This is a genomic window from Pseudomonas benzenivorans (assembly GCF_033547155.1).
Lineage (GTDB): Bacteria > Pseudomonadota > Gammaproteobacteria > Pseudomonadales > Pseudomonadaceae > Aquipseudomonas > Aquipseudomonas benzenivorans_B.
On sequence record NZ_CP137892.1, the window covers coordinates 627,575 to 648,911 of the forward strand.

Here is a 21,337-nt window from a genome sequence, read left to right on the forward strand (position 1 = left end):
CGGCCCCGGCCCTCGCCAGGGAGGGCACTGCACCGCACGTCGGCTCGGCTCATGAGGGGCTTAACTCCCGTGGCCTACGGTCGATAACCGAGCAAGGCTGTCATGGCTCGATTTATCGTGCACAATGCTGTATCCAAAAAATTGCCTGTATCTCGACAATAACAACGGGAGACTCTCCATGCGCCTCTGGCAACGCAGCATTCAGTGGCAACTGATCCTCAGCATGGGGGCGGCCCTGCTGGCCAGCATCCTGATCGTGGTGGCCATCTATTCGGCGCTGGTCAACCGCCTGGCCGAGCGCTACCTGGTCGAGGAGGCGTTGCCGGCGAGCGTCCTGGCGATCCGCAACGACCTGGAGCGGGTGCTCGCCGAGCCGCTCACCGCGGCGCGCGGCATCGCCCAGAACAGCCTGGTGGCGGACTGGCTGAACGGTGGCGAGGACGCCGCCCGGCGCGAGGCCTTCGCCCGCTACCTGGGCGGGGTGCAGGCACAGCAGAAGGCCCTGACCACCTTCATCGTCAGCCTCGACAGCGGCAACTACTTCACCGGCGAGGGACTCCAGCGCACCCTGCAGCGTGGCCCGGCGGACAACGCCTGGTTCTACGGCTTCGTCGACAGCGGCAAGGAGCGCTCGCTGGACATCGACATCGATCAGAGCAGCCGTCAGCCGACCCTGTTCATCAACCAGCGGGTCGCCGTGGGCGGCAAGACCCTGGGGGTGGCGGGCCTGGGTTTCAGCCTCGGCGCCATGTCGCAGATGATCCGCGACTTCCGCTTCGGCGAGGCCGGGCGGGTCTACCTGGTCAGCGCCGACGGTCGGGTCAAGGTGCACCCGCAGTCGGCATTCAACGACAGTCGCGAGCTGACGCAGTTGGTCGGCGCCGATACGGCCGCCGGGCTGCTCGGCAAGGGGCGCGAGGCGCTACGCTTCGAGCGCGATGGTGAAGCCTTCCTGGCCATCGCCCAGCCGCTGCAGGCGCTGGACTGGCTGCTGGTCAGCGAGATTCCCGAGGCGGAAATCTACGCCGAGGCGCGCCAGGCCATGTTCACCAGCAGTCTGATCGGCGTCGCCGTGGCCCTGTTGTTCCTCGGCCTGGTGGTGCTGCTGGCCCGTGGCCTGGTGTGGCCGATTCGCCAGGTCACCGCCGCCCTGGTGGAGATCGGCGGCGGCGGCGGCGACCTGACCCGCCGCCTGGACGAGTCGCGGGGCGACGAGCTGGGCGACCTGGCCCGTGGTTTCAACCGCTTCATCGCCAGCCAGCGCAGCCTGATCGGCGACGTGCTGGCCACCAGCGAGCGTCTGCGTGGCGCCGTCGGCCAGGTCGCCCAGGTGGTGGAGAACACCGCCGGGCGCGCCGGCCGCCAGCAGGAGATGACCGACATGGTGGCCACCGCGGTGCACGAGATGGGCCTCACCGTGCAGGAGATCGCGCGCAATGCCAGCAATGCCGCCCAGGCCTCCCACGAGGCCCGGGACGAGGCGCAGCAGGCGCGCCAGGTGGTCGGGCAGTCGATTGCCCATATCGAGCGCATGTCCACCGACATCGGCGGCGCGGCCGAGGCGGTCGGCGAGCTGGCCAACCAGGTGGCGTCGATCGACCAGGTGCTGGCGGTGATCCGCGGCATTTCCGAGCAGACCAACCTGCTGGCGCTCAACGCCGCCATCGAGGCGGCGCGGGCCGGGGAGATGGGGCGCGGCTTCGCCGTGGTGGCCGACGAGGTGCGCACCCTGGCCAGTCGCACCCAGAGCTCCACCGACGAGATCCAGGAGATGATCCAGCGCCTCAAGCAGGGGGCGGAAACCGCAGTCAGCTCCATGCACGCCGGCCAGGCCGCCACCGGCACCGGGGTGCAGGCCAGCCAGCGCACCGGCCAGTCCCTCGGCGCCATCACCGAGCAGGTGGAGCGGATCAGCGACATGAACACCCAGGTGGCGGCGGCGACCGAGGAGCAGTCGTCGGTCACCGAGGAGATCAACCGCAACGTCCAGGGCATCGCCGACCTGGCCCATGCCACGGCCGGCGAAGTGCTGGCTTGCCGCGAGGATTGCCAGAGCCTGCGCGGCCTGGCCGAGGACCTGGCCAAGCAGATGGGCAGCTTCCGCCTCTAGCTATGAGGGCGTGGCCTCAGGCCAGCGCCAGGCGATTGCGCCCGGCGTCCTTGGCCAGGTAGAGCGCCGCGTCGACCCGCTTGAAGAAGGCCTCGGCGCTGTTGTCGAGCTCCGGGGCGAAGCAGCCGACGCCGAGGCTGGCGGTCAGCGGCAGGCTGTTGCCCTGCACTTTGAAGCCCTGGCGTGCCAGTTCCTGGCGAAAGCTCTCCGCCAGGAGCTTGGCCTGCTCCAGCGGGGTGTTGGGCATCAGCACGCCGAACTCCTCGCCGCCGAGGCGCAGCAGGGCGTCGCTCTCACGGCGGAACACCTGGCGCATGCGTTCGGCGAAGGCGCTGAGGCAGGCATCGCCGCAGGCGTGGCCGTGTTCGTCGTTGATCCGCTTAAAGAAGTCGATGTCCAGCAGCACCAGGGACAGCGGCTCGTTCTGCCGGTGGGCGTTGGCCACCATCACCGGGAACAGGCTGTTGAACTGATAGCGGTTGCCCAACTGGGTCAGGCTGTCGGTGCGGCTGAGCTGTTCCAGGCTCTGCTGCTGCTCCAGCAGCTTGAGCTCCAGCTCCAGGTGACTTCGATAGATCTCGCGGTTGCGGCCAAGGGCGAAGACCAGGTAGCTGAGGTAGGCGAGCAGGGCGATAAAGTGTCCCCGTTGAGCCTGCCAGTCCAGGGCCAGGGCAAGCAGACCGGGCAGGTAGAGCAGGGGCAGCAGTAGCAGGGACAGGTACCTGCGCATGGCCAGGTGGTACACGCTGGCGGTGCTGAAGGCGATGGTGGCCATCATGGCGATGACCCGCGAACCGGCGAAGTCCTCGTTGTACAGGGTCCAGCCCAGGGCCAGCCCCCAGCCCAGGGCGCCGAGCAGGATCAGGGTCCACTGGCGGTCGAGCCATAGCTGCAGGATCTGTCGGTTGTTCTGCGTCGGCAGGCGATGGGCCAGGCGCAGCAGCAGCAGCCCGCCGAAATAGGCGCAGCCGGCCAGGCCGAGGGCCAACTGCTCGCGCGGCTCGCCACTGATCAACCACACGAGCAGCCAGGCAATCAGGTAGTAGATGCCGGCCAGTGTCGAGCGGGCACGAATGTCCTGGGCCTGGCGCCAGAGGGCGAAGGCCGCGGGGTCTTTGGGGAGCTCGCTGTGGGTCATGGCAAGGGATCGCAAAAACAGCCGAGTTAGAGCATAGCGTTTCTGCTGTGGGCGTTGCGCCAAATTGCCTGTTCGGCGCATTGGGGCTGCTGTCCCGGCCGAACCCGGAAGGCTCGGCCGGGACAGGGGGGCTCTTTAGCGCAGGATCAACAGCGGGCTGTCGCTGGAGCGCAGCAGGTGGCCGGTGGTGCTGCCGACCAGGAACTGGCGGATCCGCGAGTGGCCGTAGGCGCCCATCACCAGCAGGTCGATGCCGTGTTCGGCCTGGTAGGCGTGCAGGGTCGGCTCGACCTCGCCGGCGCGGATCGCCAGGCGGACCTCGCTGGCCGAGCCCTGCAGGGAGCGTTCGGCGGCCTTGAGCTGCTCCCAGGCATCGTTGGTGTCGGCGCCGACCATCACCAGATGGCAGGGCAGGCCCGCGAGCAGGGGGCTGGCGGCGAGCAGCTCGATGCCCTTGCGCGCGGTGGCGCTGCCGTCGAAGGCGAACATATAGCTCTGCGGCGCCTGGAATGCGCCGCAGCTGACCAGGATCGGTCGGGCCAGGGTGCGGATGGCGTTCTCCAGGTGGCTGCCGACCTGCTGGCCGAGGCTGGCGCTGGCCTCGCCCTGGCGGCCGATCACCAGCAGGCGGATGTCCTGCTGCAGCTCGGCCAGGCTGTCGACCAGCTCGCCATGGCGCTGGCGCAGCTGGGCATCGGCGATGCCGGCGGCCGCGGCGCGCGCCTTGGCCGCCTCGAGCATCAGGTGGCCCTGCTCCAGGGCCAGCTTGCTGCGTTTCTCGTCCAGCTCGGCCAGCTCTTCCAGCAGGTGTTCGCGGCTGCCCAGGCCGATGGTGCCGGACAGATCGCTGCGCTGCGGGTACTGCACCTGGTCCAGCACATGCAGGAAGCTCAGCGGCGCGCCCAGGCGCTGGCTGGCCCAGGCGGCGTAGTCGCACACCGCCGGGGCGGCCGGGGAGGCGTCGATACAGGCCATTACGTGGCTCATGGGGTTGCTCCTCAGTGGCCCATCAGGTTGTCGACGGCATCCGGCTTATCGTGCACGGCGAAGCGGTCGACGATGGTGGCGCTGGCCTGGTTGAGGCCCAGGACCTCGACTTCGGTGCCTTCGCGGCGCAGCTTGAGCACCACCTTGTCCAGGGACTCGACGGCGGTGATGTCCCAGAAGTGCGCACGCGACAGGTCGATGCTGACCTTATCAAGGGCTTCCCTGAAGTCAAAGGCGCCGACGAACTTGCTGGCAGAGGCGAAGAACACCTGGCCCACCACCTTGTAACTGCGGCGGCGGCCGGCGGCGTCGATTTCGGAGTCGATGTACAGGAAGTGACCGATCTTGTTGGCGAAGAACAGCGCCGCCAGCAGCACGCCGACGAACACGCCGTAGGCCAGGTTGTGGGTATAGACGGTGACCGCCACCGTGGCCAGCATCACCAGATTGGTCGACAGCGGGAAGGTCCTGAGGTTGCGGATCGAGTCCCAGCTGAAGGTGCCGATCGACACCATGATCATCACCGCCACCAGCGCGGCCATGGGGATCTGGCTGACCCAGTCGCTGAGGAATACCACCATCAGCAGCAGCACGGCGCCGGCCACCAGGGTCGACAGACGGCCGCGGCCGCCGGATTTCACGTTGATCACCGACTGGCCGATCATCGCGCAGCCGGCCATGCCGCCGAGCAGGCCGGAGGCGATGTTGGCCACGCCCTGGCCCTTGCACTCGCGGTTCTTGTCGCTGCCGGTGTCGGTCAGGTCGTCGAGGATGGTGGCGGTCATCATCGATTCCAGCAGGCCGACCACGGCCAGGGCGGCGGCGTAGGGGAAGATGATCGCCAGGGTCTCGAAGGTCAGCGGCACCTCGGGCCAGAGGAATACCGGCAGGGTGTCCGGCAGCTCGCCCATGTCGCCGACGGTGCGGATGTCCAGGCCCATGAGCATGGCCACGGCGGTCATCGACAGGATGCACACCAAGGGAGAGGGAATCACCTTGCCGACCCTGGGCACATAGGGGAACAGGTAGATGATGGCCAGGCCCGTGGCGGTCATGGCGTAGACGTGCCAGGTGACGTTGGTCAGTTCCGGCAGCTGGGCCATAAAGATCAGGATCGCCAGGGCGTTGACGAAGCCGGTGACCACCGAACGCGAGACGAAGCGCATCAGGCTGCCGAGCTTGAGGTAGCCGGCGCCGATCTGCAGCACCCCGGTGAGCAGGGTGGCGGCCAGGAGGTACTGCAGGCCGTGCTCCTTGACCAGGGTCACCATGACCAGGGCCATGGCCCCGGTGGCGGCGCTGATCATCCCCGGGCGGCCGCCGACGAAGGCGATCACCACGGCGATGCAGAAGGAGGCGTAGAGGCCGACCTTGGGATCGACCCCGGCGATGATCGAGAAGGCGATGGCCTCCGGGATCAGCGCCAGGGCGACCACCAGGCCGGCGAGCACGTCGCCGCGGATGTTGAATAACCAGGTTTGTTTCAGGCTGTGCAGCATGGGCATTCCAGGGTGGTGATCGTGCGGGGCGGATCGAGGTTGACGACAAGGCAGCCGAGCGGCCCCTTGCCGTGGTGGATAGGGCAGTCGGGCGTCTGGGCGGGCTCCGTGGGTCGCAGGCCAGATGGCGACCGGCATAGAACCTTGGGCACAAAAAAGCCGCGTACCTTAGCACGCCAGGGGCCGGCCCGCACTCGCCCGGCCTCGGCGGATCAGCTAGATGTCGGCGACGATCAGCAGCCCGGCGCACTCGCCAAGGCTGAGTGGCGCCTCACGATAACTGACCCATCCGAGATGGTGAGGGCCATGCCCGGCTGGCCGGGTAGGCTCAATGCCCTCAGCTGCAGGGAGCCAAGGCGCGGACCGGCGAAGGCGGCGAAGAGGAAGAAGGCGCGAGCAGGTCGCCGCGTCAGTGCCACCAGCTCAAGCTCTTGGGCGCGGCGAGGCTGGGCGGCTCGCGCTGGGAGGGCCATGAGCTGCGCCAGGCGGCCGACCAGGAAGGAGATCAGCGCGGCGCTGAGGGTGCCGGACACCTGCTTGGCCAATTGGCCGTTGGTGGCGGTTTTCCGCGGAAGGCAGGTGCCGGCGACGAAGGGGCGGGCGAGCAACCTCCAGATCGGGGCGGGCATTGCGGCATCCTACATCGGCAAGGGGCGAGGTTATGCCGCAATGTTTGTCTGGTTGGTCAGCTCTTCGACTCTAGGGCGTTAGGGCCACTGCATCTCGCCTTTGAGCACCTTGGCACTTAGTTCCAGGCTGCTGGCGTCGAGCAATGCCGGGTACTTGGCTTTCATCGCCGCTATCAGGCTTTGGCTGTCCTTGGCTTTCGGCAGCTCGGCTTCCAGGGTGAGCAGGTAGTCGCGGGTGAAGCGCAGGTCATCCAGGTTCAGCTTGGGCTGGCCCAAGTAGTGGCTGGGGATCAGCATGGTCGGCTGCAGGGCTTCGAGCTGGTCGAGGGATTTGAGCCAGGACTGGCGCGCTTCAATGCTCTGGGCATCGGCAATCCAGGGATGAATGTTGGCGTAGGTGAGCACCCCGCCGACCACGGTTTTGATGCTGGGGATCCACAGGCTGGTGTGCTTGGGGTCGTGGCCGATCAACTGCAGGCGTTGCCCTTCCAGGGTCAGGCTATCGCCTTGTAGGGCTTGCGGCACCAGGGTGCGCTGCGGCGCACTGTCCTTGAGGATCGGCCCCCAGTACGCCAGCTTGGGCGCGCGGGTTCTCTCGATATAGGCGACGGTTTCTGGCGTTGCCAGCACCTTGGCCTCGGGGTAGGCGCGGGTCAGGGTGTCGAGGCCGAAGTAAAAATCCGGATCTCCGTGGCTGATAAAGATGGTGGTCAGGGTTTTACCGCTGGCCTGGATACGCTCGACCAGTTGCTGGGCTTCGCGGTTGGAGAACTGCGCGTCGATCAACATCACTTCGCGCTCGCCGCTGATCAGCGTCGAAGTAACCGGGAAAATGGCGCTTTCGCCTGGGTTGTACACCTCGACGCTGAGCGGTTGCGCCAGGGCGGCGCTGGCGCCGGCGAGCAAGACGGCGCCAGCTGCAAGCTGGCGAACGATATGGGTAATGGACATGTGGACCTCCGTTTAAGTGGTGGGAGGAATGTTAGTTGCTTTAATTGGTGCAAAAACCCCCTTAAACTGCGCATGTTTATTGCGTATATCGAGCGAATAATGGATCGGCTGACGGCAACCCGGGTATTTGTCGAAGTGGTGGACAGGGGCAGCCAAACGGCGGCGGGCGAGGCGCTGGAGATGTCGCGGGCGATGGTTTCGCGCTACCTCGCCGAGCTGGAAGCCTGGGTCGGCGCGCGTCTGTTGCACCGCAGTACGCGCAAACTGAGCCTGACCGGTATCGGTGAGCAGCTGTTGCCGCAGTGTCGGGAAATGCTCGCGGTGGCCGAAACCATGCAGGGCATCAGTTCGGGCAGCGATATCGCCCCGCGCGGCAACCTGCGTATCGCCTGCAGCCAATCCTTCGCCCAGGCCTGGCTGGTGCACCAGCTCAACGCATTCATCGGCCTGTACCCCCAGGTCGGTTTCGATCTGCTGATTGATAGCCAGGCGGTGAACCTGGTCGAGGCGCGGGTCGACTTGGCGCTGCGCATCACCAATCAACTCGATCCCAATCTGATCGCCCGCAAACTCGCGGTATGCCGCTCGGCGGTGTGCGCCACGCCGGTCTATCTCAAGCGCCATGGCATGCCGCAGCGGCCTGAGGATCTGACGCAGCACAATTGCCTGAGCTACGCCTATTTCGGCCGCAGCATCTGGGAGTTCCAGCGTGACGGCGAACCCTTCGCCGTCTCCGTCAGCGGCAACTTCAGCGCCAACGAGTCCATGGTGCTGCTCGAGGCCACCTTGGCCGATGCCGGTATCAGTATGCAGCCGCTGTACTCGGTCGCCGGGCTACTGCGTTCCGGGACGCTGGTGCGGCTGCTGCCCGAGTACCAACCCCAGGAGCTGGGCATCCATGCGCTCTATGGCACCCGCCGGCAGATGCCGCCGGCGCTGCGCGCCTTGCTGGATTTTTTGCTTGAGCGGTTTGCCGAGCAGCCGGATTGGGACCGCTGAGTAATTACAGCGCTTTATCGAACTGCAGCAGCGCCACCCGGCCGCCGTGCGGATCCCGACGCTCGACCAGCCCGCTGACTCGGTAGCCGAGCCTAGGGTAGAGCAGCAGACCAGCGCTGTTGGCGTTGAAGCAGGACACGCGCATGCGCTTGGCCTTGAAGTGTTCGCGGGCCAGGCCTTCCATCACCGCCACCAGGTACTGGGCCACGCCCTGGCCGCGGGCCCAGGGCGCCACCAGCAGATTGCCCAGGGCGCAGAAGTCGCCGTGCTGCCATTGGTAGAAGTTGGCGAAGCCGGCGACCCGCTCGCCGAGCAGGGCCACGGTGCTGTCACGCCGCTCGGCCATGGCCGCGGCCAACTGGGCGACGCTCAGCGGCCAGTCGGCTTTCGGATAGGCGAAGAACAGTTCCAAGGCGTTCTGGGGGAAGGCGACCACCTCGGCCAGGTCGGCGGCGCAGGCCGGGCGGTGGTCGAGGGCAGGGGATGGCGGCATCGCTGGGGCTCCTGTGCGCAGGGACCCCATTCATAGCAGCGCCGCGCCCGCTTGTCGCGCCGGCGGCGTGGATGCGCGGCCCGGGTCTCAGTGCGGCGGGTACTGGCCGAGCACCTCGGCCACCGTCCGGCGTAGCGCCGCGGCGCGCTCGGCCGGGCTGGGCGAACCTTCGCCCAGACTCTGCGCCGCGCTGCCGCGCCACACCAGCCGGCCGTCGCGGCCGTCGAACAGGTCGATCTGCAGGGTGCCGACCCGATAGTCGAGGGTGCGTGTCTCGACATAGCCCGGGCCGCCCCAGAAACCGCCCCAGTGGCCGTGCCAGGCGCCGCCGTAGTGGGTGCTGATCTGTTGCTGGCGCTGGTCGACTATCAGCCAGGTCTGCACCCGCAGGTCGCCGGTCGTGCCAGCGGCCGCCTGGCGCAGGCCGCGTTGTTCGAGTTGCGCGGCGATGGCGGCGCGCAGGCGCTGTTCGGTGAGATCGCTGTCGAGCCTGGGGTCGTCGGGCCGGTAGCGCACCGCCGGTTCCTGCCAGCTCCAGCTGCGGTAGGCGGCGAAGTCGCGGTTCGGGTCGAAGTCGCGGTCCAGGCGGCTGGTCTGGCAGGCCGCCAGCAGCAGGGCGAGCGACAACAGCAGGTACGGACGCATAAGCGAACCTCCTCAGGCCGGTGGATAACCCTGCAGGGCGCGCCGGCAGGCGGCGCGCAGGGCGTCGGCGCGTTCGGCCTGGCTGCCCGCGCTGGGCAATTCGGCGCGGCCTTGCCACACCGGCTGGCCGTCGCGGGCATCGACCAGGGTGATGTCGAGCACCAGCACCTCGATCTGGTAGGCGCGCTCCACGGGCATGCGGCCCCAGTAACCGGGGTAGTCGGCGTAGTAGCCGCGCCCGTAATAGCCCTCATAGCGGTCGATGACCTGGCGGATGCGTTGCTCCCGGCGCAACTCGACACCGACCTCGAGGTCGGCGGCCGCGTCGCCACGGGCCGGGCGCAGGCCGCGCTGGTCGAGGGCGTTGCTCAGGGCCTCCTGCAGCAGCTCGGCACTGGCCCAGGCGCTGGCGGCCGGCGGGCGGCCCTCCTGCCAGCTCCAGTTGCGGTAACGGGCGTAATCGCGCGGGGCTGCCGGATAGGCGCTGAGATCCAGCTGCTGGGCGGCCTGCGCCGGGGCCGGCGGCAGCGGCAGGGACTGCGCGCGGTAAGGATTGGCGCCCTGGCAGGCGGCCAGCAGCAGGCACGGCAGCAGTATGGCTAAGCCCTTCATCGTCCCTCCCTCAGCGGGGGCGGCAGACCCAGTGCAGGTAGCGGCCCAGGCCGGCGAAGCTGGGGTGGCGGCGGTAGGCCAGTTCCATCTCCAGCAGGTCGATCGGCTCGGCCTTGGCCTGGAATTCCGGGGCCATGTAGTCGTGGAAGACCCGCACGCCACTCTGACTTTCGACCCGCCAGAGTGCGTCGAGTTGCGTCGCCAGCTCGCGCGGGTCCAGGGGCCGTTGCGGCGTCAGGCTGCGCTTCTCGCCGGCGAACTCGGCCTTGCGCAGCTTGCGGAAGTGGCCCTTGAGCAGGTTGCGGTAGATCAGCGCGTCCTTGTTGTAGAACGCCAGCGACAGCCAGCCGCCCGGCGCCGTGAGCTGGTGCAGCACCGGCAATATGGCCTGGGGCTCGGCCAGCCATTCCAGCACCGCATGGCAGACCACCAGATCGAAGGGCTGGTTGAGCTGGCCGAGCAGATCCTGCCAGGGCGCCTGGATGAAGGTGGCCGGCTGGCCGGCGCCGGCGAAGCGCGCGCGGGCCCCATCGAGCATCGGCGCGGCCGGTTCGGCCAGGGTCACCAGGTGACCGCGGCCGGCCAGCCACAGCGCCATGTGGCCGAGGCCGGCGCCGATATCCAGCACGCGCAGCGGGCGGTCCGGCAGGGCCTCGGCCAGGTCGGCCTGGAGCACCGCGAGGCGGATCGCGCCCTTGGCGCCGCCGTAGATCTTCTCGGCGAAGCGCGTGGCCAGCTCGTCGAAGTGGCGGTCCTTCATGGGGCGAAGCGTCGTTCGCTGTCGGCCAGCTTGGCGCGCACCGCCTGCTCCAGGTCGATGCCCAGCTCGCTGCACAGCAAGAGCAGATAGAGGACGATGTCGCCGACCTCCTGGCCGGCGTGCGCCAGCTGCGCGGGGGCGAGCTGGCGCGACTGTGCCTCGCTGAGCCACTGGAAGATCTCCACCAGCTCGGCCATCTCCACGCTGGCGGCCATGGCCAGGTTCTTCGGGCTGTGGAATTGCCGCCAGTCGTTGCGGTCGCGGATGGCGTGCAGGCGGGCGGTGAGTTCGGCGAGGTCCATGGGGCTCCGGCGGTGACGGTCGGCTGGAGGCGCATTGTTTCATGGCCTCCCGACCGCTGCCAGAGCCCTGCCCGGGGCCGCGGACGGCTCCGGGTGTCCGGCGTTGCAGCCCTACTGGGCTTGCCAGGCGTACCAGCGTTGGGCGATGGCCTCGCCGTGCTTGCTCCAGTATTTGAAGTCCAGGGTCACCTGGCTGTCGCCGTGGGCGCTGGGCAGGCTGTCGGCCAGCACCTTGGGTACCCGGCTGGTACTGTCCAGGTTGACCGGCGCATAGCCGCTGAGCATGGCGAAGTCCGCCTGGGCCTGGGGGCTGCTGGCGAAGCCGAGGAAGCGCTTGGCCGCCTCGGCGTTCTTGGCGCCGCGGGGGATCACCAGGAAATCGCCGCTGACCAAATTCTGCTGCCAGCCGATGCCGATCGCCGTGCTGCTCTGCTGCAGGGCGTTGATCCGGCCGTTCCAGAACATGCCCAGGCTGGCCTCGCCGGAGGTCAGCAGACGCTGGGACTCCTCGCCGCTGTCCCACCAGAGGATCTCGGCCTTGATGCGCTCGAGCTTGGCGAAGGCGCGATCCAGGTCCAGCGGGTAGAGGCGCTCGGCGGCGACGCCGTCGGCCAGCAGCGCCATCTCCAGCACGCCCGGGCTCGGCCATTTATACAGCGCGCGTTTGCCGGGGAAGTTGGCCGTGTCGAACAGCGCGGCCCAGCCCTGGGGAGGCGCCGCCAGATGCTCGGTGTTATAGCCGAGGACGAAGGAGAAGTAGAAGGAGCCCACGGCGTACAGGGTGACGAAGCGCGGGTCGATCTGCGGCTGGGCGATCTGCTTGAAGTCCATGGGTTCGAGCAGGCCTTCGCGGCCGGCGCGCAGGGCGAAGTCGGGTTCGACGTCGACCACGTCCCAGGTCACCTCGCCACTCTCGACCATGGCCTTGAAGGCGGCGTAGTCGGTGGGCCCGGCCTGCTTCACGGCGATGCCGGTGGCGCGGCTGAAGGGCTCGGCCCAGGCCTTCTGCTGGGCCGCCTGGGTCGAGCCGCCCCAGCTGACGAAGGTCAGGCTCTCCTGGGCCTGCGCGACTTGAACTGCCATCCACAAGGCGCCCAACAGGACGACCACCGGCCTTGCCAACCCCATAACCAAACTCCCTCGTCATGCTGTGCAGCCATCCCGGGATGGTGTGCGTTGTAATTATGGGATTCGGTATACCAGTATGCCGGACTGCATGCCTAGACCGAGTGCACATTTATGCGATCTGGTTATTAGCATCCTGTCGCGGATGCGCATCCCCGCGGCCGAACGAAAAAAGCCGGATCATCGCTGATCCGGCTCTTCTGTACTGCTCAGCTGGGGCTCAGCGGAAGGCCGGCACCACGTGCTGGATGAACAGCGCCAGGGACTTCTTCTTTTCCTCGTGGGACAGGCCGTTGTCGGCCCAGAAGCTGAACTCGTCGACGCCCAGCTCCTGGTAATGGCGGATGCGCGCGATGATCTCCTCGGGGGTGCCGATCATGGTGTTCTTGTGGATGTTCTCCAGCTCGAACTCTGGGCGCTCCTTGAACTTCTCCTCGGGGCTCGGCGCCAGCAGGCCGTTGACCGGGGTCTGCTTGTTGCCGAACCAGGCGTCGAAGGTGCGGTAGAAGCGCGAGATGGCCTGGGCGCCGACCCTCCAGCCTTCGCTGTCTTCTGGGCTGTGCACGTGGGTATGGCGCAGCACCATCAGTTGCGGGCGCGGCACCTCCGGGTTGTTGGCCAGGGCGGTCTCGAACTTGTTCATCAGGTCGACCACTTCCTCGTCGCCCTTCATCAGCGGGGTGACCATCACGTTGCAGCCGTGCTTCACCGCGAAGTTGTGCGAGTCGGGGTCGCGGGCGGCGATCCACACGGGCGGGCCAGGCTGCTGCACCGGCTTGGGCGAGGAGGTGGCGGTGGGGAACTTCCACAGCTCGCCGTCGTGGGCGTAGTCGCCCTGCCACAGGGCCTTGACCACCGGGACCATCTCGCGCAGGTGCTGGCCGCCGGAGGAGGCCGGCATGCCGCCGGCCATGCGGTCGAATTCGTACTGGTAGGCGCCGCGGGCCAGGCCCACTTCCATGCGCCCGTTGCTGATCACGTCGAGCAGGGCGCATTCGCCGGCGACGCGGATGGGGTGCCAGAACGGCGCAATGATGGTGCCGGCGCCGAGGCGGATGGTCGTGGTCTTGCCCGCCAGGTAGGACAGCAGCGGCATGGGGCTCGGCGAGATGGTGTATTCCATCGCGTGGTGTTCGCCGATCCAGACGGTGCTGAAGCCGCCGGCCTCGGCCATCAGGGTCAGTTCGGTGAGATTCTCGAACAGTTGACGATGGCTGATCTGCTCGTCGTAGCGCTCCATGTGCACGAACAAAGAAAACTTCATGACGCTTACCTCGAACCTGGGTGTAGTCGGCCTCGACACGGGGTTGGCCGCGGGGGTTAAGAGCGCTGCGCGCTGCATCGATGTGAGCCTGCGGCGATGGCTGATACCCCAGCACAAGACGCCGCCTCTCGCGTATTATTGGTATACCATAATACGTAATATCCGCAAAATCTTTCTGCCCACCGGATAGCCCCTCAGAACAAGGATAGAGGATGAACATCAAGCAAAAACTCACCCTGGCCTTCGCGGTCATCGCCTGCGTACCGGTCATCCTGGTTGCCGTGTTGATCGTGCTCAACCTGCGCAGCGAGGCGCGCACGGGCTTTCTCGACAGCAGCGGCCGGGAGATTCGCCAGGTCGACAACGCCATGCAGCTGTTCTTCCAGGGCATCAGCCAGAACGTCGAGTTTCTCGCCGATCACCCGCGGCTCGCGGCCATCGACGGCGGGCTGAAGAGCTATGTCGCGGCGGATGCCGCCGCCACGCCCATGGGCGCGCAGGACCGGCGCCTGTTCGAGCTGTTCGCCGGCCTGGCCGCCAGCCATCCGGCCTATGCCTACCTGTCGCTGGGCACCCAGGAGGGCGGTTACGTGTTCTGGCCCGGCGATCCCAAGCTCAGCGGCTACGACCCGCGCAGCCGACCCTGGTACCGGCGGGCCATGGCCCAGCCCGGCCAGACCCAGCGTACCGAGGCCTACTACTGGGCCGCCGACGACGTGGTGCTGGTCAGCACCGTGCGCAGCTTCGCCAATCGCCTGGGCAACCCGGGCGGGGTGGTGAATATCGACGTGTCGCTGCAGCAGCTGACCGACATCGTCAAGCAGATCAAGCTGGGCGACAGCGGTTACCTGATGCTCATGGAGCGCGACGGCACGGTGCTGGTCGACCCCAGCGAGCCGGCGCACAACTTCAAGCCGTTGCGCGAACTGGGTGAGGCCTATGCCCGGCTCGGCAGTGCCGATCGGGGCCTGGTGGAGGTCGAGCTGGACGGCGAGCGCTACATGGCCCATGTCTGGCCCTCCGCGCAGCTGGGCTGGCGCTTCGTCGGCCTGGTGCGCGAGAGCGAGGTGATGAGCGGCGCGACCCGCCTGACCTGGGGCATCGCCCTGATCGCGGTGCTGCTGGCGCTGCTGTTCGCCGGCGTCGGTGCCTGGTTCGCCGGCCTGCTGGTACGGCCGATCCGCGCGGTGACCGGCAGTCTGGAGAGCATCGCCCAGGGCGAGGGCGACCTGACCGGCAGCCTGACGGTGCGCGGCCGCGACGAAACCGCGCAACTGGCCGGCTGGTTCAACCAGTTTCTCGGCGCCATCCGCCAGCTGATCCAGCGCATCGGCCAGGCGGCGGTGCAGATCCACCGCGCCTCCGGCAGCTCCAGCAGCCTGGCCGCGGAGATGGCCGAGGCCGCCGGGCGCCAGCGCGAGGCGGTGGACATGGTCTCCACCGCCTTCCACGAGATGGTCATGACCGCCAACGAGGTGGCGCGCTCCTGCAGCCAGGCCGCCGAGTCCGCCGAGAACGGCCAGCGCCAGGCCCACGACGGCCAGCGCCAGATCGATGCGGCGGTCGGCAGCGTCAACCAGCTCAGTCGGGAGATCGAGCAGTCCGCCGACGCCATGCTGCAGCTGGAGCAGGACAGCAGCGACATCCAGTCGATTCTCGGCACCATCCGCTCGATCGCCGAACAGACCAACCTGCTGGCCCTCAACGCGGCCATCGAGGCGGCCCGGGCCGGCGAGCAGGGGCGCGGCTTCGCGGTGGTCGCCGACGAGGTGCGCGCCCTGGCCAAGCGCACCGCCGATACCACCGGCGAGATCGACGACCTGCTCGGCAAGCTGGCCCAGCGCACCCAGCAGATGGGCGTGCAGATGCGCGGCAGCCTGACGGTATCCCAGCAGAGCGTCGGCTCGATCAATGCGGCGAGCGCCAGTTTCGAGCAGATCCGCGAATCGGTGGACGTGATTCGCGACATGAACAGCCAGATCGCCACCGCCGCCGAGGAGCAGCATCAGGTGGCCGAGGACATCAACCGGCACATCAGCCAGATCCACGGCGATGCGCAGCTGGTGGCCGAGCTGGCCGGCTCCACCCGCGATGACGCGCAGCGGCTCACCGGTCTGTCCGACGAGCTCAACGCCCTGGTCCGGCGTTTTCGCACTTGAGCGGGGGCGCCCCGTTCCCGGCATGGGTGCCGGGAGCGAGGCGATCGGAGGATGGGGGCAGAGGTCGCCGTGGCGGCGACCGGAGGGCGTCGCGGGGCGTCAGGCGAAGGCTTGCAGGGCGCCCATCTTGCCGCGGCAGTAGACCATCGGGATCACCTCCTGCTGCGGCACTATGAGGTTCTTCACCGCGCCGACCAGGATGGCGTGGTCGCCGCCCTCGTATTCGCGCCACAGCTCGCACTCGATGATCGCCGTGGCCTTGCTCAGGATGGGGTTGCCCAGCTCGCTGAGGGTCCACTCGATGCCCTGGGCCTTGTCGCTGCCCTTGCGGGCGAAGGCATAGGCTTCGCCCTGCTGCTCGGCCGACAGCAGGTGGATGGCGAAGCGCTTGCGCTTGATCAGCGCCGGGTAGGAGTCGGAGCTGTAGTTGGGGCAGAACAGCACCAGGGCCGGGTCCATCGACAGGGAGCTGAAGGCGCTGGCGGTCATGCCGACCAGCCCGCCGTTATCGTCCAGGGTGGTGATCACGGTGACGCCAGAGGGGAAGGAACCCATGACTTGTTTGTAGGCACTTGCATCGATCATCTGGGAGACCTCCGGAGACATGCTGCACCCGGCAGCGCAGGGGAAGGAGTCGGGGGTCGCCACCAGGCGGGTGGCGCGTTGTGTCTGATGGTATACCGTAATACTGGCTATGCAAGCGCTTTAGTCGCCTGTCGGCGATCCGCCGACAGGCGTAGCGGCCACCCTGTCCCGGCGTGCGCGCTGTCGGCCGGCGGGCGGCCCATGCCGAGGGCCGCCTGACGGCGCTTAGGCGCCGAAGGTCAGGGTTTCCACCACTTCCAGGTCGTAGCCGGTGAGGCCGGCGTACTTCAGCGGGGCGCCGAGGTGGCGCAGCTTGCCGACGCCGATGTCCTGGAGGATCTGCGCGCCGGTGCCGACCTCGGAGTAGATGCGCGACTGCGAGCGGTTGAACTGCTGGCGCGGCTGGGTCAGTTGCGGCACCCGCTCCAGCAGGGCCTGGGACGACTCGTTGTTGGCCAGCACCACCACCACGCCGCGACCTTCCTCGGCGACCTTCTGCAGCGCCGCCCACAGCGTCCAGTTCTGCGGTCCGGTGTATTCGGCGCCGACCAGGTCGCGCAGCGGGTCGATCACGTGCACCCGCACCAGAGTGGGGACGTCGCGCTCGATCTCGCCCATGACCATGGCCATGTGCACGCCGCCTTCGATGCGGTCCTCGTAGGTGATCAGGCGGAAGTCGCCGTGCACGGTGGGCAGCTCGCGCTCGCCGATGCGGGTCACGGTGTGCTCGGTGCTCAGGCGGTAGTGGATCAGGTCGGCGATGGTGCCGATCTTGATGCCGTGCTGGGCGGCGAATCTTTCCAGATCGGGGCGGCGGGCCATGCTGCCGTCCTCGTTCATCACCTCGACTATGACCGACGCCGGGCTGAAGCCGGCCAGGCGCGCCAGGTCGCAGCCGGCCTCGGTGTGCCCGGCGCGGTTGAGCACGCCGCCGTCGCGGGCGCGCAACGGGAAGATGTGCCCGGGCTGCACCAGGTCCTCGGCCTTGGCGTCCGGCGCCACGGCGGCCAGCACGGTGCGCGCGCGGTCGGCGGCGGAGATGCCGGTGGTCACCCCGCTGGCGGCCTCGATGGAGATGGTGAAGGCGGTGGAGAAGGCGCTGCTGTTGCTCGGTACCATCTGCTCCAGTCCCAGGCGCTGGCAGTGCGCGTCGGTCAGGGTCAGGCAGATCAGGCCGCGGGCCTCGCGGGCCATGAAGTTGATCGCCGCCGGCGTGCAGCGTTCCGCCGCCAGCAGCAGGTCGCCCTCGTTCTCGCGGTCTTCGTCGTCGACCAGCAGGACCATCTTGCCCTGGCGGTAGTCCTCGATGATTTCTTCGATGCTGTTGAATGCCATGCCAGTGCTCTCGGGGTTGCGATGGATGAGGATGTGCGGCAGGCTTTATGGTATACCATAATACGCACAAGTGACGAATAGCGGAGGCAGGATGAAGGCTTACTGGATCGCCCATGTCGAGGTGACGGACCCCGAGCAGTACGGCGAATACACCCGGCGGGCGCCGGCGGCGTTCGCCAAGTACGGCGGCACCTTTCTCGCCCGCGGCGGCCGCGCCCAGGCGCTGGAGGGGCGGGCGACGCCGCCGCGCAACGTGGTCATCGAGTTCGACTCCTACGAGCAGGCGTTGGCCTGCTACAACTCGGCGGAGTACCAGGAGGCCTGCGGCCACCGCCAGGGTGCGGCGGTCGCCGAGGTGATCATAGTCGAAGGCTGCGCGCCCTGAGGGCGCTGGGTCCGGCCCGCGAGGGCCGGCGGCCTCAGCGGATAAAGTGCACCTTGCCGCTGTCGTCGTTGCCGATGTAGATGCCGTAGACCCCGGCCTGGCGCTCCTCGATGTAACGCTCGAGGATCTGCCGGATGGCCGGGTAGTAGATGCTTTCCCAGGGAATTTCCTCGGGGGCGAAGAAGCGGTAGTCGAGGGTCTCCGGACCGAAGCTGCCGGTCACTTCCACCACCACGGCGCGGAAGATGATGTACACCTCGCTGATCTTCGGCACGCTGAAGATCGAATAGGGCGAGACGATGTCCGCGCGCACCCCGGTCTCCTCCCACACCTCGCGCAGGGCCGCCTGCTCGGTGGTCTCGCCACCTTCCATGAAGCCCGCCGGCAGGGTCCAGGTACCGGGGCGCGGGGCGATGGCGCGCTGGCACAGCAGGTACTTGCCGTCCTGTTCGATGATGCAGCCGGCGATGATCTTCGGGTTTTCGTAGTGGATGTAGGCGCAGTCCGCGCACATCAGCCGTTCATGGCTGTCGCCGGGCGGTACCCGGCGGCTCAGGCGGTCGGCGCCACACTGGGGGCAGAAGCGCGGGGCGGGCACGGCCTCAGCGTCCGATGCGCGGGTCTTTGAGGGCGATCGGCGTGGCGATCTCGCGGGGCGTGCCGGCGTCGTCCTGCTTGGACCTGAGGTAGTCCAGGGCCACCTTGGCGGCGGCGCGCACATGGTCCACCGAAGCCTGGTGGGCGGCCAGCGGGTCGCCGCTCTTGATCGCCGCGACGATGCGCTCCATCTCCTGGTTGCTGCTGCCGCGGCGGTTGGCCTGGGACACCGAGGTGGCGCGCAGGTAGCTGATGCGCGCCTGCAGCTGGCGCAGCTGGGTGGCGGCGATGTGGTTGCCGGAGCCTTCCAGCAGCACGTCGTAGAAGCCCTGCACCGAGTCGAGCACCTGCTGCAGCTCGCCCTCCTCGAGCACCCGACGGTTGTCCTCCAGGGCGCGCTCCAGGGCGCGGATGTCCTTGGCCTTGGCGTTGAGGGTGAACAGCTGGACGATCAGGCCCTCGAGCACGCAGCGTAGCTCGTAGATGTCGCGGGCGTCCTCCAGGGTGATGATGGCCACCCGCGGGCCGCGGGCGTCGGCGAACTCCACCAGGCCCTCGGACTCCAGGTGGCGCAGGGCCTCGCGCACCGAGGTGCGGCTGACCCCGAGGCGGTCGCACAGGTCGCGCTCGACCAGGCGGTCGCCGGGCAGCAGCTGGAAGTTCATGATGGCGCTGCGCAGCTTATCCAGCACGATCTCGCGCAGGGTAACGGGGTTGCGATTGACCTTGAAGCTATCGTCGAGGGGCAGGCGTTTCATGGATTCCGCTCTGGTTGAGACTGTCCGTAAAAAAGCAAAAAGCACCCAGATCCTGGATCGAGGGTGCTCGGGATGCTTCCTTCAGCCAGTTGTTACGGTTGGCTTTCGGCATCGGCCTCGGCGAAAGCCTCGCGGGCGATGCGGAAACTGTCCACGGCGGCTGGCACGCCGCAGTAAATGCCGACCTGAAGCAGGATCTCGCGAATCTGCTCACGGCTCAGGCCGTTGCGCAGGGCGCCGCGGATATGCAGCTTCAGTTCGTGCGGGCGATTGAGTGCCGAAATCATCGCCAAGTTTATCATGCTGCGTTCGGCCAGGGACAAACCCTCGCGGCCCCACACGTGGCCCCAGCAGTACTCGGTGACCAGCTCCTGCAGGGGGCGGTTGAAGTCGTCGGCGTTGTCGATCGACTTACTGACATAGGCCTCGCCCAGCACCTGGGTGCGGATCGCCAGGCCCTTCTCGTACTTGTCGTTGCTCATGCTGCTCTCCTTCGGGGGCGGGCCGTCACAGGCCGCCCATCAGGGTGTATTTGATCTCGAGGTAGTCCTCGATGCCGTACTTGGAGCCTTCGCGCCCCAGGCCCGAGGCCTTGACCCCGCCGAAGGGCGCCACCTCGGTGGAGATCAGCCCCTCGTTGATACCGACCATGCCATATTCCAGCGCCTCGCTCATGCGCCAGGCGCGGCCCAGGTCGCGGGTGTAGCAGTAGGCCGCCAGGCCGTACTCGGTGTCGTTGGCCAGCTGCACGGCCTCGGCTTCGCCGCTGAAGCGGAACACCGCGGCCAGCGGGCCGAAGGTCTCCTCGCGGGCCACCTTCATCTCCAGGCTCAGGTCGGCCAGCACCGTGGGCTGGAAGAAGCCGTGGCCCAGGGCGTGGCGCTCGCCGCCGCAGAGCAGGCGCGCACCCTTGCCCAGGGCGTCCTGCACGTGGTCTTCGACCTTGGCCACGGCACGCTCGTTGATCAGCGGGCCCTGGGTGACGCCGGACGCGAAGCCGTCGCCGACCTTGAATTCGGCCACTCGCTCGGCCAGGCGGGTCACGAACGCCTCGTAGATGCCCTCCTGCACCAGGAAGCGGTTGACGCACACGCAGGTCTGCCCGGCGTTGCGGTATTTGGCGATCAGCGCGCCCTCGACCGCACGCTCCAGGTCGGCGTCGTCGAAGACGATGAACGGCGCGTTGCCGCCCAGCTCCAGGGAGACCTTCTTCAGGGTGTCGGCGCACTGGGCCATCAGCAGCTTGCCGATCGCCGTGGAGCCGGTGAAGGACAGCTTGCGCACCGCCGGGCTGGCGGTCAGCTCGCCGCCGATGGCCACCGCGTCGCCGGTGATGACGTTGAAGATGCCCGCCGGGACGCCGGCCTGTTCGGCCAGGGCGGCCATGGCCAGGGCGGAGAAGGGCGTCTCCGGCGCCGGCTTGACGATGCACGGGCAGCCGGCGGCCAGGGCCGGGCCGGCCTTGCGGGTGATCATCGCAGCGGGGAAGTTCCACGGGGTGATGGCGGCGACCACGCCGATCGGCTCCTTGCTCACCACGATGCGCGCATCGCCCTTGTGGCTGGGGATGGTGTCGCCGTAGATGCGCTTGGCTTCCTCGGCGAACCATTCGATGAAGCTGGCGGCATACAGGACCTCGCCCTTGGCCTCGGCCAGCGGCTTGCCCTGCTCCAGGGTGAGGATTTCGGCCAGGGCGTCGGCGTGCTCCAGCATCAGCGCGTGCCAGCGCTTGAGGACGGCGCTGCGCTCCTTGGCGGTGCGCGCGCGCCAGGCCGGCCAGGCGGCGTTGGCGGCGGCGATGGCGCGCTGGGCTTCGGCGCTGCCCATGTTCGGCACCCGGCCGATCAGGGCGCCGTTGGCCGGGTTGAAGATGTCCTGGGTGGAGGCGTCCTGGGCGTCGCACCATTGGCCGTCGATATAGGCCTGCTGGCGGAACAGTTGCGCGGCTGCTGGGGTCATGTCGGCTCCGAAAATAAAAAAGGGGCCGCCACCAGGGTGAACGGC

Annotated in this window: 22 protein-coding genes and 2 pseudogenes; 6 read left to right on the forward strand and 18 right to left on the reverse strand. The window is 67.9% G+C overall.

The window, feature by feature from the left end; genetic code table 11:
- Positions 1-223: 223 nt before the first annotated feature.
- Positions 224-1,246 (forward strand): annotated as a pseudogene (locus SBP02_RS20840) (HAMP domain-containing protein); the annotation flags it as partial.
- Between the two features lie 135 nt (positions 1,247-1,381).
- Positions 1,382-2,110 carry a methyl-accepting chemotaxis protein gene (locus SBP02_RS20845; protein WP_404824379.1) on the forward strand — a complete coding sequence of 243 codons (729 nt, stop codon included), beginning with the start codon at positions 1,382-1,384 and terminating at the stop codon, positions 2,108-2,110.
- 16 nt (positions 2,111-2,126) lie between these two features.
- On the opposite strand, the gene SBP02_RS02915 is transcribed toward SBP02_RS20845, so the two are convergent.
- The 5 genes from SBP02_RS02915 to SBP02_RS02935 form a co-directional block, all read right to left on the reverse strand.
- Entirely contained in the window at positions 2,127-3,248 is a 1,122-nt protein-coding gene (locus SBP02_RS02915) for a GGDEF domain-containing protein (protein ID WP_318644918.1), read from the reverse strand.
- A gap of 135 nt (positions 3,249-3,383) precedes the next feature.
- Positions 3,384-4,235, reverse strand: a complete 852-nt coding sequence (locus SBP02_RS02920) for a universal stress protein (protein ID WP_318644919.1) — start codon at positions 4,233-4,235, stop codon at positions 3,384-3,386.
- Between the two features lie 11 nt (positions 4,236-4,246).
- Positions 4,247-5,734: a SulP family inorganic anion transporter gene (locus SBP02_RS02925; protein WP_318644920.1), complete on the reverse strand. Its 1,488-nt coding sequence runs from the start codon at positions 5,732-5,734 to the stop codon at positions 4,247-4,249.
- 233 nt (positions 5,735-5,967) lie between these two features.
- Positions 5,968-6,363 (reverse strand): DMT family transporter, encoded by a 396-nt coding sequence (locus tag SBP02_RS02930; protein ID WP_318644921.1) that lies wholly within the window; start codon positions 6,361-6,363, stop codon positions 5,968-5,970.
- A gap of 78 nt (positions 6,364-6,441) precedes the next feature.
- On the reverse strand, positions 6,442-7,314 hold the full coding sequence (locus SBP02_RS02935; RefSeq protein WP_318644922.1) for an MBL fold metallo-hydrolase: 873 nt from the start codon (positions 7,312-7,314) through the stop codon (positions 6,442-6,444).
- Between the two features lie 99 nt (positions 7,315-7,413).
- Here SBP02_RS02935 and SBP02_RS02940 point away from each other — a divergent pair, with 99 nt between their 5' ends.
- Positions 7,414-8,313 carry a LysR family transcriptional regulator gene (locus tag SBP02_RS02940; RefSeq protein WP_318644923.1) on the forward strand — a complete coding sequence of 300 codons (900 nt, stop codon included), beginning with the start codon at positions 7,414-7,416 and terminating at the stop codon, positions 8,311-8,313.
- 4 nt (positions 8,314-8,317) lie between these two features.
- Here the strand turns inward: SBP02_RS02940 and SBP02_RS02945 are convergent, their stop codons facing one another.
- The 7 genes from SBP02_RS02945 to SBP02_RS02975 form a co-directional block, all read right to left on the reverse strand.
- Entirely contained in the window at positions 8,318-8,806 is a 489-nt protein-coding gene (locus tag SBP02_RS02945) for a GNAT family N-acetyltransferase (RefSeq protein ID WP_318644924.1), read from the reverse strand.
- 87 nt (positions 8,807-8,893) lie between these two features.
- Complete coding sequence (locus tag SBP02_RS02950) at positions 8,894-9,451, reverse strand: DUF4136 domain-containing protein (protein WP_318644926.1); 558 nt, start codon at positions 9,449-9,451, stop codon at positions 8,894-8,896.
- 12 nt (positions 9,452-9,463) lie between these two features.
- Positions 9,464-10,063, reverse strand: a complete 600-nt coding sequence (locus SBP02_RS02955; RefSeq protein WP_318644927.1) for a DUF4136 domain-containing protein — start codon at positions 10,061-10,063, stop codon at positions 9,464-9,466.
- A 10-nt stretch (positions 10,064-10,073) separates the two neighbouring features.
- Positions 10,074-10,823, reverse strand: coding sequence for a methyltransferase domain-containing protein (locus SBP02_RS02960; RefSeq protein ID WP_318644928.1), 750 nt, complete (start codon positions 10,821-10,823; stop codon positions 10,074-10,076).
- The gene (locus SBP02_RS02965; RefSeq protein WP_318644929.1) at positions 10,820-11,125 is read right to left on the reverse strand and encodes a nucleotide pyrophosphohydrolase; all 306 of its coding nucleotides are present in this window, start codon (positions 11,123-11,125) and stop codon (positions 10,820-10,822) included. Before SBP02_RS02965 ends, SBP02_RS02960 begins: the two co-directional genes overlap by 4 nt.
- A gap of 111 nt (positions 11,126-11,236) precedes the next feature.
- A complete protein-coding gene (locus SBP02_RS02970) occupies positions 11,237-12,253 on the reverse strand; it encodes an ABC transporter substrate-binding protein (RefSeq protein WP_318644930.1) in 1,017 nt (338 codons plus the stop codon).
- Between the two features lie 217 nt (positions 12,254-12,470).
- Positions 12,471-13,514: an LLM class flavin-dependent oxidoreductase gene (locus tag SBP02_RS02975; protein ID WP_318644931.1), complete on the reverse strand. Its 1,044-nt coding sequence runs from the start codon at positions 13,512-13,514 to the stop codon at positions 12,471-12,473.
- Positions 13,515-13,882: 368 nt separating this feature from the next.
- On the opposite strand from SBP02_RS02975, the pseudogene SBP02_RS20850 reads away from it, so the two are divergent.
- Both SBP02_RS20850 and SBP02_RS20855 read left to right on the forward strand, forming a co-directional pair.
- Positions 13,883-14,818: pseudogene (locus SBP02_RS20850) on the forward strand (HAMP domain-containing protein); the annotation flags it as partial.
- Between the two features lie 126 nt (positions 14,819-14,944).
- Positions 14,945-15,673, forward strand: a complete 729-nt coding sequence (locus tag SBP02_RS20855) for a methyl-accepting chemotaxis protein (protein WP_404824380.1) — start codon at positions 14,945-14,947, stop codon at positions 15,671-15,673.
- A gap of 99 nt (positions 15,674-15,772) precedes the next feature.
- Here SBP02_RS20855 and SBP02_RS02985 read toward each other — a convergent pair whose 3' ends face one another.
- Positions 15,773-16,258 (reverse strand): flavin reductase family protein, encoded by a 486-nt coding sequence (locus SBP02_RS02985; protein ID WP_318644933.1) that lies wholly within the window; start codon positions 16,256-16,258, stop codon positions 15,773-15,775.
- A gap of 225 nt (positions 16,259-16,483) precedes the next feature.
- Entirely contained in the window at positions 16,484-17,593 is a 1,110-nt protein-coding gene (gene ribBA / locus SBP02_RS02990) for a bifunctional 3,4-dihydroxy-2-butanone-4-phosphate synthase/GTP cyclohydrolase II (RefSeq protein WP_318644934.1), read from the reverse strand.
- Between the two features lie 91 nt (positions 17,594-17,684).
- Here ribBA and SBP02_RS02995 point away from each other — a divergent pair, with 91 nt between their 5' ends.
- The gene (locus tag SBP02_RS02995; RefSeq protein ID WP_318644935.1) at positions 17,685-17,978 is read left to right on the forward strand and encodes a DUF1330 domain-containing protein; all 294 of its coding nucleotides are present in this window, start codon (positions 17,685-17,687) and stop codon (positions 17,976-17,978) included.
- 34 nt (positions 17,979-18,012) lie between these two features.
- Here SBP02_RS02995 and SBP02_RS03000 read toward each other — a convergent pair whose 3' ends face one another.
- From SBP02_RS03000 to SBP02_RS03015, 4 genes are all read right to left on the reverse strand, one after another.
- The gene (locus tag SBP02_RS03000) at positions 18,013-18,576 is read right to left on the reverse strand and encodes an NUDIX hydrolase (RefSeq protein ID WP_318644936.1); all 564 of its coding nucleotides are present in this window, start codon (positions 18,574-18,576) and stop codon (positions 18,013-18,015) included.
- 4 nt (positions 18,577-18,580) lie between these two features.
- Positions 18,581-19,333 (reverse strand): GntR family transcriptional regulator, encoded by a 753-nt coding sequence (locus tag SBP02_RS03005; protein WP_318644937.1) that lies wholly within the window; start codon positions 19,331-19,333, stop codon positions 18,581-18,583.
- A 92-nt stretch (positions 19,334-19,425) separates the two neighbouring features.
- Positions 19,426-19,815 carry a carboxymuconolactone decarboxylase family protein gene (locus tag SBP02_RS03010; protein ID WP_318644938.1) on the reverse strand — a complete coding sequence of 130 codons (390 nt, stop codon included), beginning with the start codon at positions 19,813-19,815 and terminating at the stop codon, positions 19,426-19,428.
- A gap of 25 nt (positions 19,816-19,840) precedes the next feature.
- Positions 19,841-21,292 carry an NAD-dependent succinate-semialdehyde dehydrogenase gene (locus SBP02_RS03015; RefSeq protein ID WP_318644939.1) on the reverse strand — a complete coding sequence of 484 codons (1,452 nt, stop codon included), beginning with the start codon at positions 21,290-21,292 and terminating at the stop codon, positions 19,841-19,843.
- Positions 21,293-21,337: the final 45 nt, after the last annotated feature.

Bases quoted from the DNA above. Each gene is read 5' to 3' on its own strand.
- SBP02_RS20845 (WP_404824379.1), top strand. From the start codon at position 1,382: ATGGTGGCCACCGCGGTGCACGAGATGGGCCTCACCGTGCAGGAGATC.
- SBP02_RS02915 (WP_318644918.1), bottom strand. From the start codon at position 3,248: ATGACCCACAGCGAGCTCCCCAAAGACCCCGCGGCCTTCGCCCTCTGG.
- SBP02_RS02920 (WP_318644919.1), bottom strand. From the start codon at position 4,235: ATGAGCCACGTAATGGCCTGTATCGACGCCTCCCCGGCCGCCCCGGCG.
- SBP02_RS02925 (WP_318644920.1), bottom strand. From the start codon at position 5,734: ATGCTGCACAGCCTGAAACAAACCTGGTTATTCAACATCCGCGGCGAC.
- SBP02_RS02930 (WP_318644921.1), bottom strand. From the start codon at position 6,363: ATGCCCGCCCCGATCTGGAGGTTGCTCGCCCGCCCCTTCGTCGCCGGC.
- SBP02_RS02935 (WP_318644922.1), bottom strand. From the start codon at position 7,314: ATGTCCATTACCCATATCGTTCGCCAGCTTGCAGCTGGCGCCGTCTTG.
- SBP02_RS02940 (WP_318644923.1), top strand. From the start codon at position 7,414: ATGGATCGGCTGACGGCAACCCGGGTATTTGTCGAAGTGGTGGACAGG.
- SBP02_RS02945 (WP_318644924.1), bottom strand. From the start codon at position 8,806: ATGCCGCCATCCCCTGCCCTCGACCACCGCCCGGCCTGCGCCGCCGAC.
- SBP02_RS02950 (WP_318644926.1), bottom strand. From the start codon at position 9,451: ATGCGTCCGTACCTGCTGTTGTCGCTCGCCCTGCTGCTGGCGGCCTGC.
- SBP02_RS02955 (WP_318644927.1), bottom strand. From the start codon at position 10,063: ATGAAGGGCTTAGCCATACTGCTGCCGTGCCTGCTGCTGGCCGCCTGC.
- SBP02_RS02960 (WP_318644928.1), bottom strand. From the start codon at position 10,823: ATGAAGGACCGCCACTTCGACGAGCTGGCCACGCGCTTCGCCGAGAAG.
- SBP02_RS02965 (WP_318644929.1), bottom strand. From the start codon at position 11,125: ATGGACCTCGCCGAACTCACCGCCCGCCTGCACGCCATCCGCGACCGC.
- SBP02_RS02970 (WP_318644930.1), bottom strand. From the start codon at position 12,253: ATGGGGTTGGCAAGGCCGGTGGTCGTCCTGTTGGGCGCCTTGTGGATG.
- SBP02_RS02975 (WP_318644931.1), bottom strand. From the start codon at position 13,514: ATGAAGTTTTCTTTGTTCGTGCACATGGAGCGCTACGACGAGCAGATC.
- SBP02_RS20855 (WP_404824380.1), top strand. From the start codon at position 14,945: ATGGTCTCCACCGCCTTCCACGAGATGGTCATGACCGCCAACGAGGTG.
- SBP02_RS02985 (WP_318644933.1), bottom strand. From the start codon at position 16,258: ATGATCGATGCAAGTGCCTACAAACAAGTCATGGGTTCCTTCCCCTCT.
- ribBA (WP_318644934.1), bottom strand. From the start codon at position 17,593: ATGGCATTCAACAGCATCGAAGAAATCATCGAGGACTACCGCCAGGGC.
- SBP02_RS02995 (WP_318644935.1), top strand. From the start codon at position 17,685: ATGAAGGCTTACTGGATCGCCCATGTCGAGGTGACGGACCCCGAGCAG.
- SBP02_RS03005 (WP_318644937.1), bottom strand. From the start codon at position 19,333: ATGAAACGCCTGCCCCTCGACGATAGCTTCAAGGTCAATCGCAACCCC.
- SBP02_RS03010 (WP_318644938.1), bottom strand. From the start codon at position 19,815: ATGAGCAACGACAAGTACGAGAAGGGCCTGGCGATCCGCACCCAGGTG.
- SBP02_RS03015 (WP_318644939.1), bottom strand. From the start codon at position 21,292: ATGACCCCAGCAGCCGCGCAACTGTTCCGCCAGCAGGCCTATATCGAC.